This window comes from Scandinavium hiltneri (genome assembly GCF_024764835.1).
Taxonomy (GTDB): Bacteria; Pseudomonadota; Gammaproteobacteria; order Enterobacterales; family Enterobacteriaceae; genus Scandinavium; species Scandinavium hiltneri.
This window is the reverse complement of sequence record NZ_JALIGE010000076.1, coordinates 1,022,310-1,040,696: the sequence shown is the minus strand read 5'-3', so window position 1 is coordinate 1,040,696 and position 18,387 is coordinate 1,022,310. Positions and strand designations below refer to the sequence as shown.

At 54.2% G+C, this 18,387-nt stretch carries 20 protein-coding genes and 1 other RNA gene; 14 read left to right on the top strand and 7 right to left on the bottom strand.

Annotation, left to right across the window (positions count from 1 at the left end; translation table 11 throughout):
- The first annotated feature begins 32 nt into the window (after nucleotides 1–32).
- From ppiD to MUU47_RS22325, 3 genes are all read left to right on the top strand, one after another.
- Nucleotides 33–1,907 (top strand): peptidylprolyl isomerase, encoded by a 1,875-nt coding sequence (gene ppiD / locus MUU47_RS22335; protein WP_258990348.1) that lies wholly within the window; start codon nucleotides 33–35, stop codon nucleotides 1,905–1,907.
- A gap of 147 nt (nucleotides 1,908–2,054) precedes the next feature.
- Nucleotides 2,055–2,426: a helix-hairpin-helix domain-containing protein gene (locus MUU47_RS22330; RefSeq protein ID WP_258990347.1), complete on the top strand. Its 372-nt coding sequence runs from the start codon at nucleotides 2,055–2,057 to the stop codon at nucleotides 2,424–2,426.
- Nucleotides 2,427–2,525: 99 nt separating this feature from the next.
- Nucleotides 2,526–2,924: a YbgC/FadM family acyl-CoA thioesterase gene (locus MUU47_RS22325; RefSeq protein ID WP_258990345.1), complete on the top strand. Its 399-nt coding sequence runs from the start codon at nucleotides 2,526–2,528 to the stop codon at nucleotides 2,922–2,924.
- 55 nt (nucleotides 2,925–2,979) lie between these two features.
- On the opposite strand, the gene queC is transcribed toward MUU47_RS22325, so the two are convergent.
- Both queC and MUU47_RS22315 read right to left on the bottom strand, forming a co-directional pair.
- Nucleotides 2,980–3,675, bottom strand: a complete 696-nt coding sequence (gene queC, locus MUU47_RS22320) for a 7-cyano-7-deazaguanine synthase QueC (protein WP_258990343.1) — start codon at nucleotides 3,673–3,675, stop codon at nucleotides 2,980–2,982.
- A gap of 75 nt (nucleotides 3,676–3,750) precedes the next feature.
- A complete protein-coding gene (locus tag MUU47_RS22315; RefSeq protein WP_258990342.1) occupies nucleotides 3,751–5,454 on the bottom strand; it encodes an SgrR family transcriptional regulator in 1,704 nt (567 codons plus the stop codon).
- Nucleotides 5,455–5,568: 114 nt separating this feature from the next.
- On the opposite strand from MUU47_RS22315, the gene cof reads away from it, so the two are divergent.
- The gene (cof, locus tag MUU47_RS22310) at nucleotides 5,569–6,387 is read left to right on the top strand and encodes an HMP-PP phosphatase (protein WP_258990340.1); all 819 of its coding nucleotides are present in this window, start codon (nucleotides 5,569–5,571) and stop codon (nucleotides 6,385–6,387) included.
- Between the two features lie 65 nt (nucleotides 6,388–6,452).
- On the opposite strand, the gene MUU47_RS22305 is transcribed toward cof, so the two are convergent.
- Nucleotides 6,453–7,502, bottom strand: coding sequence for a PLP-dependent cysteine synthase family protein (locus MUU47_RS22305; RefSeq protein ID WP_309578277.1), 1,050 nt, complete (start codon nucleotides 7,500–7,502; stop codon nucleotides 6,453–6,455).
- A 115-nt stretch (nucleotides 7,503–7,617) separates the two neighbouring features.
- Here MUU47_RS22305 and MUU47_RS22300 point away from each other — a divergent pair, with 115 nt between their 5' ends.
- The 3 genes from MUU47_RS22300 to MUU47_RS22290 are packed head-to-tail and all read left to right on the top strand — an operon-like array spanning nucleotide 7,618 to nucleotide 11,641.
- Nucleotides 7,618–8,076, top strand: coding sequence for an Lrp/AsnC family transcriptional regulator (locus MUU47_RS22300; RefSeq protein WP_258990337.1), 459 nt, complete (start codon nucleotides 7,618–7,620; stop codon nucleotides 8,074–8,076).
- An 18-nt stretch (nucleotides 8,077–8,094) separates the two neighbouring features.
- Complete coding sequence (locus tag MUU47_RS22295; protein WP_258990336.1) at nucleotides 8,095–9,870, top strand: SmdA family multidrug ABC transporter permease/ATP-binding protein; 1,776 nt, start codon at nucleotides 8,095–8,097, stop codon at nucleotides 9,868–9,870.
- Nucleotides 9,863–11,641, top strand: a complete 1,779-nt coding sequence (locus MUU47_RS22290) for a SmdB family multidrug efflux ABC transporter permease/ATP-binding protein (protein WP_258990335.1) — start codon at nucleotides 9,863–9,865, stop codon at nucleotides 11,639–11,641. Before MUU47_RS22295 ends, MUU47_RS22290 begins: the two co-directional genes overlap by 8 nt.
- Before the next feature lie 19 nt (nucleotides 11,642–11,660).
- Here the strand turns inward: MUU47_RS22290 and MUU47_RS22285 are convergent, their stop codons facing one another.
- On the bottom strand, nucleotides 11,661–11,870 hold the full coding sequence (locus MUU47_RS22285) for a hypothetical protein (RefSeq protein WP_258990334.1): 210 nt from the start codon (nucleotides 11,868–11,870) through the stop codon (nucleotides 11,661–11,663).
- 26 nt (nucleotides 11,871–11,896) lie between these two features.
- On the opposite strand from MUU47_RS22285, the gene glnK reads away from it, so the two are divergent.
- Both glnK and amtB read left to right on the top strand, forming a co-directional pair.
- Nucleotides 11,897–12,235, top strand: coding sequence for a P-II family nitrogen regulator (glnK, locus tag MUU47_RS22280; protein WP_002891893.1), 339 nt, complete (start codon nucleotides 11,897–11,899; stop codon nucleotides 12,233–12,235).
- Nucleotides 12,236–12,266: 31 nt separating this feature from the next.
- A complete protein-coding gene (gene amtB, locus MUU47_RS22275; RefSeq protein WP_159772684.1) occupies nucleotides 12,267–13,553 on the top strand; it encodes an ammonium transporter AmtB in 1,287 nt (428 codons plus the stop codon).
- A gap of 88 nt (nucleotides 13,554–13,641) precedes the next feature.
- Here amtB and tesB read toward each other — a convergent pair whose 3' ends face one another.
- Nucleotides 13,642–14,502 carry an acyl-CoA thioesterase II gene (tesB, locus tag MUU47_RS22270; protein ID WP_258990333.1) on the bottom strand — a complete coding sequence of 287 codons (861 nt, stop codon included), beginning with the start codon at nucleotides 14,500–14,502 and terminating at the stop codon, nucleotides 13,642–13,644.
- 217 nt (nucleotides 14,503–14,719) lie between these two features.
- On the opposite strand from tesB, the gene MUU47_RS22265 reads away from it, so the two are divergent.
- Nucleotides 14,720–15,289: a YbaY family lipoprotein gene (locus tag MUU47_RS22265; RefSeq protein ID WP_258990332.1), complete on the top strand. Its 570-nt coding sequence runs from the start codon at nucleotides 14,720–14,722 to the stop codon at nucleotides 15,287–15,289.
- 35 nt (nucleotides 15,290–15,324) lie between these two features.
- On the opposite strand, the gene MUU47_RS22260 is transcribed toward MUU47_RS22265, so the two are convergent.
- Nucleotides 15,325–15,636 carry an MGMT family protein gene (locus MUU47_RS22260; RefSeq protein WP_258990331.1) on the bottom strand — a complete coding sequence of 104 codons (312 nt, stop codon included), beginning with the start codon at nucleotides 15,634–15,636 and terminating at the stop codon, nucleotides 15,325–15,327.
- A 62-nt stretch (nucleotides 15,637–15,698) separates the two neighbouring features.
- The gene (locus MUU47_RS22255; protein ID WP_258990330.1) at nucleotides 15,699–16,094 is read right to left on the bottom strand and encodes a dTDP-glucose pyrophosphorylase; all 396 of its coding nucleotides are present in this window, start codon (nucleotides 16,092–16,094) and stop codon (nucleotides 15,699–15,701) included.
- A gap of 247 nt (nucleotides 16,095–16,341) precedes the next feature.
- Here MUU47_RS22255 and ffs point away from each other — a divergent pair.
- The 4 genes from ffs to MUU47_RS22235 all read left to right on the top strand — a co-directional run bounded on the left by ffs (nucleotide 16,342) and on the right by MUU47_RS22235 (nucleotide 18,278).
- An RNA gene (gene ffs / locus MUU47_RS22250) (signal recognition particle sRNA small type) lies at nucleotides 16,342–16,438 on the top strand.
- A 381-nt stretch (nucleotides 16,439–16,819) separates the two neighbouring features.
- Nucleotides 16,820–17,443, top strand: a complete 624-nt coding sequence (locus MUU47_RS22245) for a helix-turn-helix domain-containing protein (RefSeq protein ID WP_258990329.1) — start codon at nucleotides 16,820–16,822, stop codon at nucleotides 17,441–17,443.
- Between the two features lie 374 nt (nucleotides 17,444–17,817).
- On the top strand, nucleotides 17,818–18,066 hold the full coding sequence (locus MUU47_RS22240; protein WP_258990327.1) for a hypothetical protein: 249 nt from the start codon (nucleotides 17,818–17,820) through the stop codon (nucleotides 18,064–18,066).
- Nucleotides 18,063–18,278, top strand: a complete 216-nt coding sequence (locus MUU47_RS22235) for a hypothetical protein (RefSeq protein ID WP_125355527.1) — start codon at nucleotides 18,063–18,065, stop codon at nucleotides 18,276–18,278. Before MUU47_RS22240 ends, MUU47_RS22235 begins: the two co-directional genes overlap by 4 nt.
- Nucleotides 18,279–18,387 lie beyond the last annotated feature (109 nt).

The window sequence follows — 18,387 nt, the reverse complement described above, 5'->3', positions numbered from 1 at the left end:
TACAGTCACCTACAGCGGAGCGTTGTTACACCATGATGGACTCCTTACGTACGGCAGCCAATAGTGTCGTGCTCAAGATTATTTTCGGTATCATTATCGTGTCGTTCATTTTGACCGGCGTGAGCAGCTACCTGATTGGCGGAAACAAAGATTACGCCGCGAAAGTGAATGGCCAGGAAATTGGCCGCGCACAATATGAAAATGCCGTTGCCAGCGAGCGAAATCGCATGCAGCAGCAGTTGGGCGATCAGTTCTCTGAACTGGCTTCCAACGAAAACTACATGAAGACCATGCGTCATCAGGTGCTCAACCGTCTTATCGACGAATCCCTTCTCGACCAGTATGCGAAACACCTGAACCTTGGCATCAGCGATGAGCAGGTGAAACAGGCGATTTTCCAGACTCAGGCGTTCCAGGCCAATGGCAAATTCGATAACCAGCGTTTCAGCGGTATCGTAGGCCAGATGGGCATGACGACCGATCAGTACGCGCAGGCACTGCGTAATCAGCTGGTCACTCAACAGTTGATCAACGCCATCGTAGGTTCTGAGTTCATGCTCCCGGGCGAAACGGACGAACTGGCTTCTCTGGTTTCCCAGCAGCGCGTCGTGCGCGAAGCCACCCTTGATGTGGATGCCCTGGCGGCGAAGCAGCAGGTGAGCGATCAGGAAATCAACAGCTACTACGAGCAGCACAAGAATGAATTTGTTGCGCCAGAGCAGTTCCGCGTCAGCTATATCAAGTTGGACGCCGCGGCGATGCAGGAAACGGCATCTGACAACGACATCCAGTCTTACTACGATCAGCACCAGGATCAGTACACTCAGCCGCAGCGCGTACGCTACAGCGTGATTCAGACCAAAACCGAAGCAGATGCAAAAGCGGCGCTGGATGAAATCACCAAAGGCGCAAACTTTGCTGACGTGGCGAAAGCGAAATCCACCGACATTATCTCCGCCAAAAATGGCGGTGACATGGGCTGGCTGGAAGCGTCTACCATGCCGGACGAGCTGAAAAATGCGGGTCTGAAAGATAAAGGCCAGTTGTCCGGTGTTATCAAATCGTCCGTCGGTTTCCTTATCGCGCGTCTTGATGACGTTCAGCCTGCGACAGTTAAACCGCTGGCCGATGTTCATGATGATATCGCGGCGAAAGTGAAGCAGGAAAAAGCGCTGGACGCTTATTACGCTCTGCAGCAGAAAGTGAGCGATGCGGCGAGCAATGATAACGAATCCCTGGCGGGTGCAGAGCAGGTTTCCGGTGTTAAAGCCGTTGAAACTGGCTGGTTTGGACACGACAATCTGCCAGCCGAGCTGAATTTCAAACCGGTATCTGACGCTATCTTTAACGGCGGCCTTGTGGGTCAAAACGGCACCCCGGGTAGCAACTCTGACATCATCACCGTCGATGGCGACCGTGCGTTTGTGCTGCGTGTCAGCGAGCATAAAGCTGAATCGGTCAAACCACTGGCAGAGGTGAAAGTGCAGGTGACGGACATCGTCAAGCACACCAAAGCGGTGCAGCAGGCGAACATCACCGCAGAGAAGTTGCTGGCTGACCTGAAAGCAGGCAAAGGCGACGACGCGATGAAAGCGGCGAACCTGAGCTTCGGTGAAGCGAAGACCCTGAGCCGTACTGGTCAGGATCCGCTTAGCCAGACCGCGTTTACGCTGCCGCTGCCGCCGAAAGACAAAGCGAGCTACGGTGTCGGTTCTGACATGCAGGGTAACGTTGTCATTCTGTCGCTGGATGAAGTGAAAGACGGCACCATGCCGGAAGCACAGAAGAAAGCGATGGTACAGGGGATCACCCAGAACAACGCCCAGGTGGCTTTCGAAGCACTGATGGCAAACCTGCGTAAAGAAGCGAAGATCAAGCTGGGCGACATCGCTGAACAACAGCAATAACGTCGAGCACGCTCGCAGAATTTCGTAACGCACTGCAATATTTAAAGGCCGCTTTCGCGGCCTTTTCCAATTCTGAAATCTGCCCTTTGTACTGTTTTCTCCCTCTGGTTATCGTGACGTTGCTGTCAACACATAAGGAGATACAGCATGAAATCAGGAATCAAAACAGTACTTCTCGTTCTTACTCTCGCCATTTCGGGTATCGGTTCTCACGCTCTGGCTGCCACGGCGGCAGGTAAACCGCCTGTGGATGCCAAATCCGCAGCAGCCCCTGCAAGCCCTGAAAAACTCAGCGAGTCAGCCACCGCAAACCAAAGCGCTGGCGATAAGGTCAGTATCAACACGGCCACCGCCGACGAGCTGGCCCGGGTGATGAATGGCGTCGGGCTGAAGAAAGCCCAGGCTATCGTCAGCTATCGTGAAGAATACGGTCCCTTTAAAGCTATTGACGATCTGCGCCAGGTGCCGGGTATGGGAGGCGCACTTGTCGAAAGAAATCTTTCAAATCTGATGCTCTGACCATGCGGAGAGTTTGCACAGTAGCAAAATAATGCCAAACTAAAGAGGTCGTACCAGTGTGCGACCTCTGACTCTATAAATAACAAAGGCTATTGCGCTATGCAGACCCAAATTAAAGTTCGTGGATATCATCTTGATGTTTATCAACACGTTAATAACGCTCGCTACCTTGAGTTTCTCGAAGAGGCTCGCTGGGACGGGCTGGAAAGCAGCGCGGGCTTTCAATGGATGAGCCAGCACCACATCGCGTTTGTGGTGGTGAATATCAACATCAACTATCGTCGCCCCGCGGTACTGGGCGACCTGCTCACAGTCACCAGCAAGGTACAGCAACTGAATGGTAAAAGCGGTGTATTAAGCCAGGTTGTGACGCTGGAGCCTGAAGGGGAAGTGGTGGCGGATGCGCAGATTACGTTTGTTTGTATCGATCTGAAAACACAAAAAGCGTTACCGCTGGACGGTGAACTTCGCGCTCATCTGGAAGACATGGTCGAATAAATTGAAATGGTAGGAAAGAACCCCGGCACGCAGACTGCCGCCGGGGAGTACGCACTTACTTCAGGCCGGTTTTCGCTTTCAATGCCGCCATTACGCCAGTTTTGTCGGCCAGATAATGATTCAGACCGTTGGCGCGAAGCGTGCAGGCCGCGCAGTGGCCACAGCCATCGCCTTTGATGCCGTTATAGCAGGTGAGGGTTTCGCTGCGAACCATATCGAGATGGCCCCAGTAATCTGCAAGCGCCCAGGTTTCTGCTTTATCTATCCACATCAGCGGCGTTTCGAAGCGGGTTTCTTTCGCCATACCGAGGTTCACTGCGTGGTTGAGGGCTTTAACAAACTCATCCCGGCAATCCGGATAACCGGAGAAATCGGTTTCGCATACCCCGGTGATCACCGCTTCTGCTTTTACCTGATAGGCATAAATTGCGGCCAGGGTCAGGAAAAGAATATTGCGGCCCGGCACGAAGGTATTTGGAATGCCGTTGGCTTCAGGTTCGTAGTCTGGAACAGGAATACTGTCGCGAGTGAGGCTGCTGACCGCCAGTTCGTTAAGCAGCGTAACATCCAGCACCTTATGCGCACGCGCGCCGAGTTTCAGCGCCAGTTCACGTGCGACGTCGATTTCCGCGCGATGGCGCTGTCCGTAATCAAACGTCACGCAGTGCACTTCATCATACTGCTGTAAAGCCTGGACCAGGCAAGTGGTGGAGTCCTGACCTCCGCTGAAAACCACGACGGCGCGTTTCATAGCAAATCCTGTCAATATTTAAGAAAACGCTATGGTAGCGTTTGGCGACGATGCCGACCAGCTACAAGACGTGCTTTACGTTTCCGTAGAGGCGGGCAGCCAGGCCTCGGTGAAATCGAACCAGCCCCTGGCGTTCAGACGAATACCGTTCACACCCGGCGGCGCGCTGATTTTGTACTGATAGTTAAACAGCGGCGTCAGCACTGCCGCATCCATTAAATGATGGAAAACATTTTGCAGGGCCGCATGGCGCGATTCAGGGTTTTTCTGCGTCTGAACCGCGTCAAGCGTGGCCTGAAGATGGGAATACTGTGCCGGGCTGAGCGTATGTGGCCACAGCGGATCGCAGCGCAGCCATTGTTCGAGCGTGTATTCAGGCGTGTCGCCAATCAGCCTGTCGCCCATCACCAAATCCGCCTGAGATAAATTCGGGCAGCCATCCCAGGTTTTGGCATCATGGAAAATAACCGTCAGCTTACAGCCCCGTTTCTCCAGCGCCTGACGAAGCTGTTCGGCCATGGTGTGAAGTTCAACGGGCAAATGGTAGATGAGCGTCAATGATGCCGGGAAGGTGACAGACTGTGAGTCTTCTGCCAACGGAATTTCCCAACCGGGTAGCAGTTCATGGCTCGGCGTAATCAGGTTTTCATCCAGGGGCAGCGTCTGCATTAGCGATGTCCGGTGGATGAGCGTAATCAGTTTTTGCGCCTGAGATGTGGTAAGCGCCGCGCTTTTTCGCAGCGTCAGGTAGCAAAAACCGAGACTAATACTGTCGCTCACCAGCCGTAATTTTCGCAGGTCGTCCGCTTCACCAATCGCCAGCTGTACTGGATGACGACAGCTGGTGCCCAAATCCTGCTCAAACAGCTGCGGTGTAATCCAGTATTCAATGGTCTGCAACAGCGGATGCGTCAGATGGTAGCGGTTATGGCTTTCTAGTCTTACCAATTCAGGTTCGAAGATTTTCAGCCGGAACGGACCGGTGCCGATGGCTGGGTTATCCGGATGCGCCAGCACGCTGCAATAGCTGGCCAGGCGATGCGCCAGCCAGAAGTCAGGCTTGACCAGCGTGAACGTCAGGCACTGCGCGTGAGTGATTTCGATGCGCTGCACGCTGGCGAACAGTGTCCGTAGAGCGGGCTGCGCCAGTAACATTTCCAGACGCCGATGCAGCTGCGCGGTATCAACCGGATCGCCATTGTGCCAGTGCAGCGTCGAACGGATGTAAAAATGCCAGCGCAATCCGTCGGCCGACACTTCCCAGTGATGGGCCAGGTCACCGCGCGGCTCGGCGGTATTTTGATGAAAGCGAGTCAGGCCGGAAAAAACCTGTCCTGCCAGATGCTGTTCCGCACGACCAGGCAGAAAACCGGGGTGCAGTGGTTCGAGCGAGCGATAGTAGGGAATACGCAGCGTCGGAGTGTTGTTCTGCCACTGGCCGCCGAGAAACGGATGCAGCAGGGCGCGCAGTTCCGGGGCCGCAAGCTGTGCCAGCTCCAGCGCATTCTGCTGTTGGCCGAGTGTCAGCGCTTGCTCCATCATCTCATTGCGCAGCGTCTCGGGCGTGACGTGAAAAGTCAGCGTGCCGCGCTTTCCACGGCCTGACTGGGCCTGCCAGCTAAGCCAGCCGGAGTCCTGCGCCTGACGCAAAAGCGTACGCACATGTCGCTCGCTGCAAAAACAACGTTCCGCCAGTTCGGCAACGGTAATTTGCTGCGGCGCGCCGGAAGAAGGCTGCCACAGGCGTTGAAACTGATTAAGTCTGTTGAGTTGGCGCATCGTCGCTCACTTGATAAACCCGGAACAATAAAGTTCATTCATTCACTATTCCTTCCGTATATCTCAGGCGATACTTTCGCACAAGAGACTCTCATCACACTTCCGAGGAACAACATGGCAAGACTGGCTGCATTTGATATGGATGGGACGCTGTTGATGCCCGACCATCGTCTGGGTGAACAAACGTTGAGTACGCTGAAACGCCTGCACGAGCGGGAAATTACGCTGACGTTTGCCACCGGCCGCCATGTCCTCGAAATGCGCCACCTGATTGGTAACTTCGCCCTCGATGCCTTCTTGATAACCGGTAACGGCACGCGCATTCATTCCCTGGAAGGTGATGTGCTGCACCGTAGTGATCTGGACCCCGACGTGGCTGACCTTGTCCTGCACAGCCATTGGGATACTCAGGCCAGCATGCATGTGTTTAACGACAGTGGTTGGCTGACGGACAGAGATATTCCGGACATGTTACAGGCGCACGTTTATAGCGGATTCCGTTATCAGCTCTGCGATTTTAAACGTCTGCCAGCCCATGACGTCACCAAGATCTGTTTCTGTGGCGATCATGACGATCTCTGCCGTTTACGGATCCAGCTCAATGACGCATTGGGTTCCCGCGCGCATCTGACTTTTTCAGCGGTCGAGTGCCTGGAAGTACTGCCCGTCGGCTGCAACAAAGGCGCAGCGCTGGCGACGCTCAGCACCCATCTCGGCGTGACCATGGCAGACTGCATGGCATTTGGCGACGCGATGAACGACAGCGAAATGCTGGGTCAGGTTGGAAAAGGTCTGATTATGGGCAACGCCATGCCGCAGCTGAAAGCGGCATTACCGCACTTACCGGTTATCGGTCATTGCCAAAATCAGGCAGTGTCCCACTTTTTGACTCATTGGCTGGATACACCACATCTCCCTTATTCCCCCGAATGACGAGACCCTTCCGGCAAGCCAGGCTTCATATGATGCCTGGCTTTTTTCTTTTATGAGTCCGTTGATTACTGTCCGATAAGCTCTGACAGCGCAGCCTGCGACGGGGCAAGTTCGCCAATATTTGCGGCCACCCATTGCGGGTTGTAGTAGGTTTCGAGATAGCGTTCGCCGCTGTCACACAGCAGGGTCACAATCGAACCGGTCTGACCCGCACTGCGCATTTGTGCGGCAAGCTGTAACGCGCCCCACATATTGGTTCCCGTTGAAGCCCCCACTTTGCGGCCCAGTTGCGTTTCCAGCCAATGCGCGGTGACGACGCTTGCCGCATCCTGCACGCGCAGCATGTTATCGACCACGTCAGGAATGAACGACGGCTCGACGCGCGGGCGACCAATCCCTTCAATTTTGCTGCCAATCGGGCTGCGTAATGTTGCATCGCGCTGCTGCCAGTAGTCCATAAATACCGAGTTCTGCGGGTCAACCACCGTCAGCTGCGTGTCATAACCCTGGCAGCGAATATAGCGCCCGATGGTAGCCGATGTACCGCCGGTGCCTGCACTCATTACGATATGGGCTGGAACCGGGTTAGGTTCATGCTGCATCTGGCGGAAAATGCTGTCGGCGATGTTATTATTGCCGCGCCAGTCGGTGGCGCGCTCGGCGTAGGTGAACTGATCCATATAATGACCGTTTATCTCGCGGGCCAGCATTTCAGAGGCTTCGTAGATTTCGCAGGCACTTTGCACAAAGTGGCAGCGACCGCCGTAAAATTCGATTTGTTCAATTTTGCGTTTCGCAGTGCACGACGGCATCACGGCGATAAACGGCAGGCCGAGCAGACGCGCAAAATAGGCTTCGGAAACCGCCGTCGATCCTGACGAAGCTTCGATGATCGTGGTGCCTTCTTTGATCCAGCCGTTGCACAAACCATATAAAAACAGTGAACGCGCCAGGCGGTGCTTGAGGCTGCCGGTCGGGTGCGTGCTTTCATCTTTCAGGTAGAGCTGAATGCCGGAGAAAGCGGGCAGCGTCAGGCGAATCAGGTGCGTGTCCGCAGAGCGCTGATAGTCGGCATTAATCTCACTGATGGCGTGTTTTACCCAGGTGCTGTTCATCATTACGTCCTGTTTGTCATTTTGTGCCCAGATTAACGGAAAGCACGGAAAAAATTGTTGCTATATAGCCTTTGAAATACAATTAAGAGAGAATATTTTTCTCCACGGGGCGCTAATGATAGATAAAACTGACCGTAAGCTGCTGGCGCTGCTGCAGGAGGATTGCACCCTCTCTTTGCAGGCGCTCGCCGATGCCGTTAATCTGACCACCACGCCCTGCTGGAAACGCCTGAAACGCCTCGAAGACGAAGGCGTTTTGCGTGCACGAGTGGCGCTGTTGGATGCAGAAAAATTAGGGCTCGGACTCACAGCGTTCGTGCTGATAAAAACCCAGCACCACAGCAGTGAATGGTACAGCCACTTTGTGTCACAGGTGACGCAAATGCCCGAAGTGCTTGGCTTCTGGCGCATGGCGGGCGAGTACGACTATCTCCTGCGGGTACAGGTAGCGGACATGAAGCGCTACGACGACTTTTACAAACGGCTGGTTAACAGCGTGCCGGGCTTATCTGATGTGACATCGAGTTTTGCGATGGAACAGATTAAGTACACTACCGCGTTGCCGGTCGAATAATTCTCTGGGTAATTCTGCGTGCGATTATTTGCTCAACTCAGCTGGTATTTCCGTCGGGAATGGCGCCGCTATCTCGGTGCGGTCCTGCTGCTTATCATTATTGCCATTCTGCAACTGATCCCGCCGAAGGTGGTGGGCATCGTGGTGGATGGCGTGACGCAACAACACTACACCACCACGCGGATCATGATGTGGGTGGCAACGCTGGCGCTGATTGCGGTGGTGGTGTATCTGCTGCGCTATGTCTGGCGCGTGCTGCTGTTCGGCGCGTCCTATCAGCTCGCCGTTGAACTGCGTGAGGATTATTACCGCCAACTCAGCCGTCAGCATCCTGAATTTTACCTGCGCCACCGCACCGGGGATTTGATTGCCCGCGCCACCAACGACGTTGACCGGGTGGTGTTTGCCGCCGGTGAAGGTGTGCTGACGCTGGTGGATTCGCTGGTAATGGGCTGTGCGGTGCTGATCGTCATGTCGACTCAAATAAGCTGGGAACTGACCTTGCTGGCGCTGGTGCCGATGCCGATTATGGCGCTGGTTATCAAGCGTAACGGCGACACGCTACATAACCGCTTTAAGCTGGCGCAGGCGGCGTTCTCCGGCCTGAATGACCGTACGCAGGAAAGCCTGACCAGCATTCGCATGATCAAAGCGTTTGGTCTGGAAGACCGGCAGTCCGCGCAGTTTGCGGCCGATGCGGCGGATACCGGCGCGAAAAACATGCGCGTGGCCCGGGTGGATGCCCGCTTCGATCCGACGATTTACATCGCAATCGGCATGGCAAACTTACTGGCGATTTCCGGCGGAAGCTGGATGGTGGTGCACGGTAGCCTCACACTCGGTCAGCTCACCAGCTTCATGATGTATCTCGGCCTGATGATTTGGCCAATGCTGGCGCTGGCGTGGATGTTTAATATCGTCGAGCGCGGCAGTGCCGCTTATACTCGAATCCGCGACATGCTCGCTGAAGCGCCGGTGGTGAACGACGGTACGCAAATACTGACGCCCGATCGCGGCACGCTGGCGGTGAATATTCGCGAGTTCTGCTATCCGCAAACCGAAAAGCCGACGCTGCATAATGTGCAGTTCAGCCTGCAGCCTGGCCAGATGCTGGGGATCTGCGGCCCAACCGGCGCCGGGAAATCCACGGTGTTGTCGCTTATCCAGCGTCATTTTGACGTCACCGAGGGCGACATTCGCTTCCAGGATCTCCCTCTGACAGCGCTCCAGCTCGACAGTTGGCGTAGCCGCCTGGCAGTGGTCAATCAGACACCATTCCTGTTCTCCGATACCGTGGGCAGCAATATTGCGCTCGGCAAACCGGGTGCGACGCAGGAAGAAATTGAGCATGTGGCGCGGCTTGCCAGCGTGCATGAAGACATTTTACGTTTGCCGCAGGGCTATGACACAGAAGTGGGCGAGCGAGGCGTGATGCTGTCTGGTGGGCAGAAGCAGCGTATTTCTATCGCCCGCGCGCTGTTGCTGGATGCTGAAATTCTGATCCTCGACGATGCGCTGTCTGCGGTCGACGGGCGCACAGAGCATCAGATCCTGCACAACCTGCGTCAGTGGGGCGAAGGGCGTACGGTGATCATCAGCGCGCATCGCCTGTCGGCCTTGACCGAAGCCAGTGAGATTATCGTCATGCAGCATGGACACATTGCCCAGCGCGGTGAACACGAGCAGCTGGCGATACAGTCCGGCTGGTATCGCGATATGTATCGTTATCAGCAACTGGAGGCGGCGCTCGACGACGTGCCGGAAGAGCAGCGTGAGGAGGAAGCCGATGCGTAGTTTCGGACAACTTTGGCCAACGCTCAAACGCCTGCTGGCTTATGGATCGCCGTGGCGTAAGCCACTAGGCATCGGCATGGTGATGATGTGGATTGCCGCCATCGCGGAAGTCACAGGCCCGCTGCTGATAAGCTATTTCATCGATAACATGGTGGCGAAAAGCTATCTGCCGTGGGGCATTGTTATCGGTCTTGCCGCATCGTACGTTGGCCTGCAGCTGCTGGCGGCGTCCTTGCACTATGCGCAGTCGCTGCTGTTTAACCGGGCTGCTGTCGGGGTGGTGCAACAATTGCGCACCGACGTCATGGACGCCGCGCTGCGCCAGCCACTCAGCGAGTTTGACGTGCAGCCGGTCGGGCAGCTGATTTCACGCGTGACTAATGACACCGAAGTGATTCGTGATCTGTATGTCACCGTGGTTTCTACGGTACTCCGCAGCGCGGCACTGATCAGCGCGATGCTGGTGGCAATGTTCAGCCTCGACTGGCGCATGGCACTGGTGGCGATCGCCATCTTCCCGGCGGTGATTGTGGTGATGCTGATTTACCAGCGCTACAGCACGCCGATTGTGCGTCGCGTCCGCGCCTATCTGGCGGACATCAACGACGGTTTCAACGAAGTCATCAACGGCATGAGCGTCATTCAGCAGTTCCGCCAGCAGGCGCGTTTTGGCGAACGGATGGGCGAAGCGAGCCGCTCGCACTACATGGCCCGCATGCAGACCCTGCGTCTGGACGGCTTCCTGCTGCGTCCGCTGTTGAGCCTGTTCTCCTCACTGATTCTCTGCGGCCTGCTGATGCTGTTTGGGTTGAGCAGCACCGGCACGATTGAAGTCGGCGTGCTGTATGCGTTTATCAGCTACCTCGGGCGTTTAAATGAACCGTTAATCGAACTCACCACCCAGCAGTCGATGCTGCAGCAGGCGGTGGTGGCGGGCGAGCGCGTGTTTGAACTGATGGACAAACCGCGTCAGAACTACGGCGCAGACGAAGCACCGCTGCAAAGCGGGTCGATCGACGTTGACGATGTCTCTTTCGCCTACCGTGGCGACCGTCTGGTGCTGCAGGACATCAACATTAACGTGCCAACGCGCAACTTTGTGGCACTGGTCGGGCATACCGGCAGTGGTAAAAGTACGCTCGCCAGCCTGCTGATGGGCTACTACCCGCTGAGCAAAGGCGAAATTCGCCTTGATGGACGTCCGCTGTCGTCACTCAGCCACAGCGTTATTCGACAGGGCGTGGCGATGGTGCAGCAGGACCCGGTGGTGCTGGCCGAATCGTTCTTTGCCAACGTCACGCTGGGCCGTGATATCAGCGAAGCACAGGTCTGGCAGGCCCTTGAAACGGTGCAGCTTGCAGAACTGGCGCGTAGCCTGAGCGACGGGATTTACACCCGGCTCGGCGAGCAGGGCAATAATCTGTCGGTCGGACAGAAACAGCTGCTGGCCCTGGCCCGCGTGCTGGTGGACACTCCGCAAATTCTGATCCTTGATGAAGCTACCGCGAACATCGATTCCGGCACCGAGCAGGCGATTCAACAGGCGCTGGCGCTGGTTCGACAGCGTACGACGCTGGTGGTGATTGCCCACCGTCTCTCGACCATCGTTGAGGCCGACACCATCATGGTGCTGCATCGTGGCCAGGCGGTAGAGCGGGGCACGCATCAGCAACTTCTTGAAGCCAAAGGGCGTTACTGGCAAATGTATCAACTGCAGCTTGCCGGTGAAGAACTGGCGGCCAGTATTGAAGAAGAAACGCTTATCTCCTGATGCACCACGATTAAGCAATTTACTTACACCAGCGCGCGCTGGTGCAAAAACAAAACGCACCTTGCACCGCAATGGTGCGTTTTGTTTTTCCTTCCTGCCTCTCATTTTCGTTCAGTCGAACTGCGCTGCTCGCCGCAGCCACAGAAAAGGCCAGAATCCTCTGAATGACCTCCGGTTTTAATTTCTGGCACGCCGATTGCTTTACCTCATATGTGTTAGCTGCCGCCATTACCGAATTCTGACTGGAGGGGATCTATGAAGCTGGTTACCGTGGTGATTAAACCATTCAAACTCGAAGACGTTCGCGAAGCGCTGTCTTCCATTGGTATTCAGGGGCTGACCGTTACCGAAGTGAAAGGCTTCGGGCGTCAGAAAGGCCATGCCGAGCTTTACCGCGGTGCCGAATATAGCGTCAACTTTCTGCCGAAGGTGAAAATCGATGTGGCGATCGCTGACGATCAACTCGATGAGGTGATCGACGTGATCAGTAAAGCGGCGTACACCGGCAAGATTGGCGACGGCAAGATCTTCGTCGCCGAGCTGCAACGCGTCATTCGTATTCGTACCGGCGAAGCCGACGAAGCGGCTCTGTAACTCCTGGCACACAGTGATAGGGATCGAGAAAATGAACAAAACTCTACTGAAAATTGCCCCAGCTGTACTGGCACTGTTGCCGGGCCTGGCTCTGGCGGCGCCTGCGGTCGCCGATAAAGCTGACAACGCCTTTATGATGATCAGCACCGCACTGGTGCTGTTTATGAGTATCCCCGGGATTGCGCTGTTTTACGGTGGCCTGATCCGTGGCAAAAATGTGCTTTCCATGCTGACGCAGGTCACCGTCACCTTCGCACTGGTTTGCGTTCTGTGGGTGGTTTACGGCTATACCCTGGCGTTCGGAACCGGCGGCAACTTCTTCGGCAGTTTCGACTGGGTGCTGCTGAAAGGCATCGAACTGAAAGCACTGATGGGCACCTTCTATCAGTACATCCACGTCGCTTTCCAGGGTTCATTCGCCTGTATCACCGTCGGCCTGATTGTTGGCTCGTTGGCGGAGCGTATTCGCTTCTCCGCAGTGCTGATTTTCGTGGTGGTGTGGATGACCTTCTCCTACGTACCGATTGCGCACATGGTCTGGGGCGGCGGTTTGCTGGCCACGCATGGCGCGCTGGACTTCGCGGGCGGTACCGTTGTTCACATCAACGCCGCAGTTGCGGGCCTGGTGGGCGCATACCTGATTGGCAAACGCGTGGGCTTTGGCAAAGAAGCGTTCAAACCGCATAACCTGCCAATGGTCTTCACCGGCACGGCTATCCTGTACGTGGGCTGGTTCGGCTTTAACGCCGGTTCCGCAAGCTCCGCCAACGAAATTGCGGCACTCGCTTTCCTGAACACCGTAGTGGCGACTGCGGCTGCGATTCTGGCCTGGGTCTTCGGTGAGTGGGCGGTACGCGGTAAGCCTTCTCTGCTGGGCGCATGTTCTGGTGCAATCGCCGGTCTGGTGGCCGTCACTCCTGCCTGTGGTTACATCGGCGTGGGTGGTTCCCTGATTGTCGGTATCGCGGCGGGCCTGGCCGGTCTGTGGGGCGTCACGGCTCTGAAACGCTGGCTGCGTGTGGATGACCCATGCGATGTGTTCGGTGTACACGGCGTATGCGGGATTGTAGGTTGTATCCTGACCGGCATCTTCGCATCGACTTCACTGGGTGGCGTCGGCTATGCGGAAGGCGTGACCATGGGCCATCAGGTTCTGGTACAGCTGGAAAGTATCGGTCTGACGATTGTCTGGTCTGGCGTGGTGGCTTTCATCGGTTACAAACTGGCTGACCTGACCGTGGGGCTGCGTGTTCCGGAAGAACAGGAACGCGAAGGTCTGGACGTCAACAGCCACGGCGAGAATGCGTATAACGCATAAGTAAAAGCAAAACGGCAATCCTAAGATTGCCGTTTTTAGTGTTTGCCCGCTCCCGGCGGGAGCGGGAACTAACCGATACCGCAAAATTCTAACCGCGGTTGCGCATCACGCCTTCTTGTACTGTCGACGCGACCAGCACACCATCCTGAGTATAAAACTCACCGCGTACAAAACCGCGTGCGCTAGAAGCAGACGTGCTCTCCACGCTGTACAGCAGCCATTCATTCATATTGAACGGGCGATGGAACCACATGGAATGGTCAATCGTCGCCACCTGCATCCCTTTTTCGAGGAAGCCCACGCCGTGCGGCTGAAGGGCAACCGGCAGGAAGTTAAAGTCAGACGCATAGCCCAGCAGATACTGATGCACGCGGAAATCATCGGGCACCGTGCCGTTGGCACGGATCCATACCTGGCGTTTTGGCTCAGCCACGTGGCCTTTCATCGGGTTATGGAACTCGACCGGACGGATCTCCAGTGGTTTATCACACAGGAACTTCTCCTTCACCTGTTGGGGCAGCAGATGCGCCAGCTGGCGGGCGATATCCGTTTCGGATGATAGCGAATCAGGGGCAGGGGCCAGCGGCATCTGTTTTTGATGTTCGTAACCCGATTCCGGCGCCTGGAAAGAGGCGGTCATATAGAAAATCGGTTTGCCGTTCTGGATAGCAGCCACGCGGCGGGCGCTGAAACTATTACCATCGCGCAGGACTTCCACGTCGTACACAATCGGTTTCTGGCTGTCGCCCGGGCGTAAAAAGTAGCTGTGGAACGAATGCACCAGTCGGTCGACAGGCACGGTTTCTTTGGCGGCATACAACGCCTGACCGACGACCTGGCCGCCAAATACCTGGCGTAAGCCCAGATCCTCACTTTGACCGCGGAACAATCCCTCTTCAATTTTTTCCAGATTTAACAGGGTTAGCAGATTAGAGAGAGCCTGGCTCATAAATGTCCTCAAAGGTAAAAAGACCGCGTTCTGCGCGGGAATAGCCACAGTATAACGCAGTTTTCGAAGCAGTCCGATGGGTGCAATTATCTGAATAACAGCGCGATTACAGGCAAATTTCTGAGATCTGTGCCACACTTACTGCGTCACAAATGTTTTAACCACTCACTCTTGCGGGATTTAATCCTGTGAGTGCATGGATGATAAGGAGAACATAATGAAACTCGTGCACATGTTAAGTGGTTTAGCGGTTGCGGTTGCACTGTCTGCCTGTGCTCAAAAAAGTGCGGATATTAAGACACCAGCGCCAAGCCCGAACCCCTCTGAGGCTACACAACCTGTCATTCAGCAACCTAACGTTTCCGGTACCGCCTGGATCCGCCAGAAAGTGGCCTTGCCACCGGATGCGGTGCTGACGGTAACGCTGTCGGATGCTTCTCTGGCAGATGCGCCATCAAAAGTGCTTTCTCAGAAAGTCACGCGTACGGAAGGGAAACAGGCGCCGTTTAGCTTCGTGCTGCCGTATAACCCGGCAGATATTCAGCCAAACGCACGGATCCTGTTGAGTGCGGCAGTGACCATCAACGATAAACTGGTGTTCATTACCGATACGGTGCAGCCGGTTATCAATAACGGTGGTACCAAAGCTGACCTGACGCTGGTGCCTGTGCAGCAAACCCCAGTGCCGGTGGCGACTGATGATGGTGCGGCAACAACCGTGCCGTCGACTTCACCGACTCAGGTGAACCCGTCGTCTGCCGTACCTGCCCCGACGCAAATCCCATAACGTCGGTTTCCCTCCTCCTCCTCGCGGGGGAGGGATCAGTAATTCCAGCGATACTTCTGCATATTAATTTTGCCGCTACCCGATACCTGAACGCCTTCCGACAGTAACGCCTGGCGCTGACGCTGAAGATCTGGGCCGGTCAGGGAAATATTGCCATGACGATTCACTACCCGATGCCACGGCAGGGTTGATCCTTCCGGTAAACGGCGCAGAGCGCCACCTACCTGACGCGCCGCGCGAGGCGAACCCGCCAGCCGCGCGACGTCACCGTAGGTCGTGACTGTACCTTCCGGAATGGCTGCAACGATTTGCCACACCCGGTGCGGAAATGAATCAATGGGTTCCATAGCACTTTCCAGTTGGGAAAAGCACAGGATAAGCGACGCACTTCAGCTTGTGAAGGCGGAGATCACTCGGGCTGCTGGAAGGTAAACTCCAGGGCCAGGCCAATGACCTGCGACGTACTTGGGGCAAATTCGTCGCGTTTGACCACCTGATTTTCGAGGAATTTCAGCTTTCTGGAGGCGGTATTGATAATCAACTTTCCGCGCAATTCCGGCAGCACCTGGGTGCAGATGGGATAGGTTACACGCCCGGAAACCGCCACGGGCAGCCTGCGTAGCGGCACGTGGCCCACCACGCCAAGCGAGGCGAACAGCACCGCAACTGGCGTGACAAACAGCAAGGCATTGGGACTAACGCTGATAAAATCCAGCACCACATCCGGGCGTAAATAGTTCAGCCCCTGATGGGCAAGAGTCACTTCGTCGATAGCGGGCATTGGCAGAGTGAGTGTCAAAGGCATTGAATTGATCATTGTCGACCCCTAAAAAAGAAGAAAGACGGATGTCCGATGGCATTAAAACAGTCTGGACACTCTCCCAAGTTTTGCTGAGAGCAAGTTCGCAATATGGAAATCTCGTTCCCACAGGACGCCAGGAAAGGCACAGTCGCACAATAAACCACCATCCAGACTGCGGTGGGTTGCAATTGCCGGGCCGCACAGGGATAATGCGCCAGCGCGTTAGGAATAACGCTCTCAATGGGGGCTCTGTTGGTTCTCCCGCAACGCTACTCTGTTCACCAGGTCAGATCCGGAAGGAAGCAGCCAGGGCAGACGACGTGTGTGCCGGGATGTAGCTGGCAGGGCCCCCACCCAATTCTGGGTAACTCTCTGATTTCCCCCTTCTTTATTATTTTTTTCATTCCTTTCAGGCAATAAGTGCCATCGTCGCTGGTGTTGGCTATGTACTCTACGCGATACCAGGATAAACAACAGCCCCAACGCAAGGACTAAATAAAGAATATTCTTGCTTGTTGCGGGATGCTCTTTATATGATTGGTCGTTTCATCTCTCGGAGTTTTCTTGGGGTTTGTGCAAAATAAAAGCGCTTTTGTTTAATTTTAAATTGAATGCTGTTTCTTTAGTTTCATTAATTTAATAGGGGTGTAATACCATAGTCTTCGCTCTATAATTATTCTGCAATTTTATTTGATAGTGCTAATTTTGATGTTAAAGAGGAATGGAATATGGTGATTTGCCCACCAAAACGTCCCGATGATGCAATTGACACTTTAATCAAAGCTCTGACGCCTTTAGGCGAACAAATACATATTGTTGCACGACAAAGAATTGCCTGGGGGACGCGTGAAAAATCTTATATTTATCTGGTCATACAAGGGGAAGTCTCAGTATTAAGGATATCTGATGGACTCCTTTTGGGGTCATCGAGTGAGCCCCATGTTCTTGGTTTTACAGAAATGTTTTGCCCTATCCGCAGTAACCTTATTCGAGCCGAGACGGCGTGTACACTCATTCGCGTAGATGCATCGCGTGTGATCCCCGAGATTGAACGACTCGGTTTATGGCGTGCGGTCGCAGAGTTATCAACCTACCACACCACTTTTATGGTGTATCGCGATATGCAGATTGTCAATCAACGCACGCCACCCGTGGTCCATCAGTATCTGCAAGAGCTGGATAAACTTCCGGCGGAGAGAAAATATCGAGTTAACATTCTTAGCTATATTCAGGAGCGCACCGGATTGTCACGCAGCAGTATTCTGAATGTTGTATCTTCGTTAAAAAAGAATAAATATATTGACTATGAGCGCGGTGGATACAAACTGAAGATTAATAATCTTCCTGACTAACCAGCTCTGCCTTTTAGTTATTATTTTTAGAGGTAATAATAAACTACGGGACTATTTTTTGTTGTCTGCAGTTTATGCTATATTGCGCAAGATGAACGGCGTGTTGCGCAATAAAGTCTGAGGAATGGAAGCAACAGCGAGAAGTCCTCTCAGCGTGTCCCGTGCATTTTCCGAATCTTAAACATTTATCTGCTCTCGTGCCGTCACCGTCACCGTCACAGGAATGAAATATTACTGTCACGTGACTGTCATATATTGGGCCGACAATAAATTTTGGTGATAATGTATCTCAACCATAAGTAAAATATATCTGTGGATCGGCTTGCCATCTTCGTGTATTAATTATGTTAATTTATTGCACGGGGAATCTGAACATGGCCACTGCGGTTTTGAATGTTAAAATTGAAAACGATTTAAAAGAGCAATTACGTCATTATGCGGAAGTCCATAACGAGACCTTAAGCGCAGCAACACAACGTCTGCTGCAGCTGGCGCTAGAAACGGCATCAGAGGTGGGAGTATCCGAAGGCGAGGTAGACAGTCAGCATACCGAAGAAGAATCAACTCCTCTTACTCCTAAAGAAATCAAAGCGATACGAAAAATTCTGAAGAAGAGAAAATGAAACAACAACTTTCGACAGCCGCTAACTACGGCGAAGCCTGTGAAATGCTCCGCTCCGGGTATGTTAAGCATGTACGCTTGAACTGGAATGTCGGTAGCGATGAGTTCTTTCGCATTGCATCCGACTGGTGCGACACCGGTGCAAAAATTAAAAAAGACGGTGACAGCTTTATTATCTCAGTCAAAGGCTTCCCGATCCCACGCCAGCATTAATAAAAATATCCACGTCATGTCATATCGCTGAAGCCTGAGAACAGGATAATTGTCGGCGATAATAAAGACATAATTATCTCAAATATCACGGACGATATAGTGGACGAGC

Excerpts from the sequence above, each read along its gene's own strand:
- amtB (WP_159772684.1), top strand. The coding sequence starts at position 12,267 with ATGAACAAAACTCTACTGAAAATTGCCCCAGCTGTACTGGCACTGTTG.
- ppiD (WP_258990348.1), top strand. The coding sequence starts at position 33 with ATGATGGACTCCTTACGTACGGCAGCCAATAGTGTCGTGCTCAAGATT.
- MUU47_RS22240 (WP_258990327.1), top strand. The coding sequence starts at position 17,818 with ATGGCCACTGCGGTTTTGAATGTTAAAATTGAAAACGATTTAAAAGAG.
- cof (WP_258990340.1), top strand. The coding sequence starts at position 5,569 with ATGGCAAGACTGGCTGCATTTGATATGGATGGGACGCTGTTGATGCCC.
- MUU47_RS22245 (WP_258990329.1), top strand. The coding sequence starts at position 16,820 with ATGGTGATTTGCCCACCAAAACGTCCCGATGATGCAATTGACACTTTA.
- MUU47_RS22305 (WP_309578277.1), bottom strand. The coding sequence starts at position 7,502 with ATGAACAGCACCTGGGTAAAACACGCCATCAGTGAGATTAATGCCGAC.
- MUU47_RS22300 (WP_258990337.1), top strand. The coding sequence starts at position 7,618 with ATGATAGATAAAACTGACCGTAAGCTGCTGGCGCTGCTGCAGGAGGAT.
- queC (WP_258990343.1), bottom strand. The coding sequence starts at position 3,675 with ATGAAACGCGCCGTCGTGGTTTTCAGCGGAGGTCAGGACTCCACCACT.
- MUU47_RS22290 (WP_258990335.1), top strand. The coding sequence starts at position 9,863 with ATGCGTAGTTTCGGACAACTTTGGCCAACGCTCAAACGCCTGCTGGCT.
- MUU47_RS22235 (WP_125355527.1), top strand. The coding sequence starts at position 18,063 with ATGAAACAACAACTTTCGACAGCCGCTAACTACGGCGAAGCCTGTGAA.
- MUU47_RS22260 (WP_258990331.1), bottom strand. The coding sequence starts at position 15,636 with ATGGAACCCATTGATTCATTTCCGCACCGGGTGTGGCAAATCGTTGCA.
- MUU47_RS22330 (WP_258990347.1), top strand. The coding sequence starts at position 2,055 with ATGAAATCAGGAATCAAAACAGTACTTCTCGTTCTTACTCTCGCCATT.
- tesB (WP_258990333.1), bottom strand. The coding sequence starts at position 14,502 with ATGAGCCAGGCTCTCTCTAATCTGCTAACCCTGTTAAATCTGGAAAAA.
- glnK (WP_002891893.1), top strand. The coding sequence starts at position 11,897 with ATGAAGCTGGTTACCGTGGTGATTAAACCATTCAAACTCGAAGACGTT.
- MUU47_RS22325 (WP_258990345.1), top strand. The coding sequence starts at position 2,526 with ATGCAGACCCAAATTAAAGTTCGTGGATATCATCTTGATGTTTATCAA.
- MUU47_RS22315 (WP_258990342.1), bottom strand. The coding sequence starts at position 5,454 with ATGCGCCAACTCAACAGACTTAATCAGTTTCAACGCCTGTGGCAGCCT.
- MUU47_RS22265 (WP_258990332.1), top strand. The coding sequence starts at position 14,720 with ATGAAACTCGTGCACATGTTAAGTGGTTTAGCGGTTGCGGTTGCACTG.
- MUU47_RS22255 (WP_258990330.1), bottom strand. The coding sequence starts at position 16,094 with ATGCCTTTGACACTCACTCTGCCAATGCCCGCTATCGACGAAGTGACT.
- MUU47_RS22285 (WP_258990334.1), bottom strand. The coding sequence starts at position 11,870 with ATGGCGGCAGCTAACACATATGAGGTAAAGCAATCGGCGTGCCAGAAA.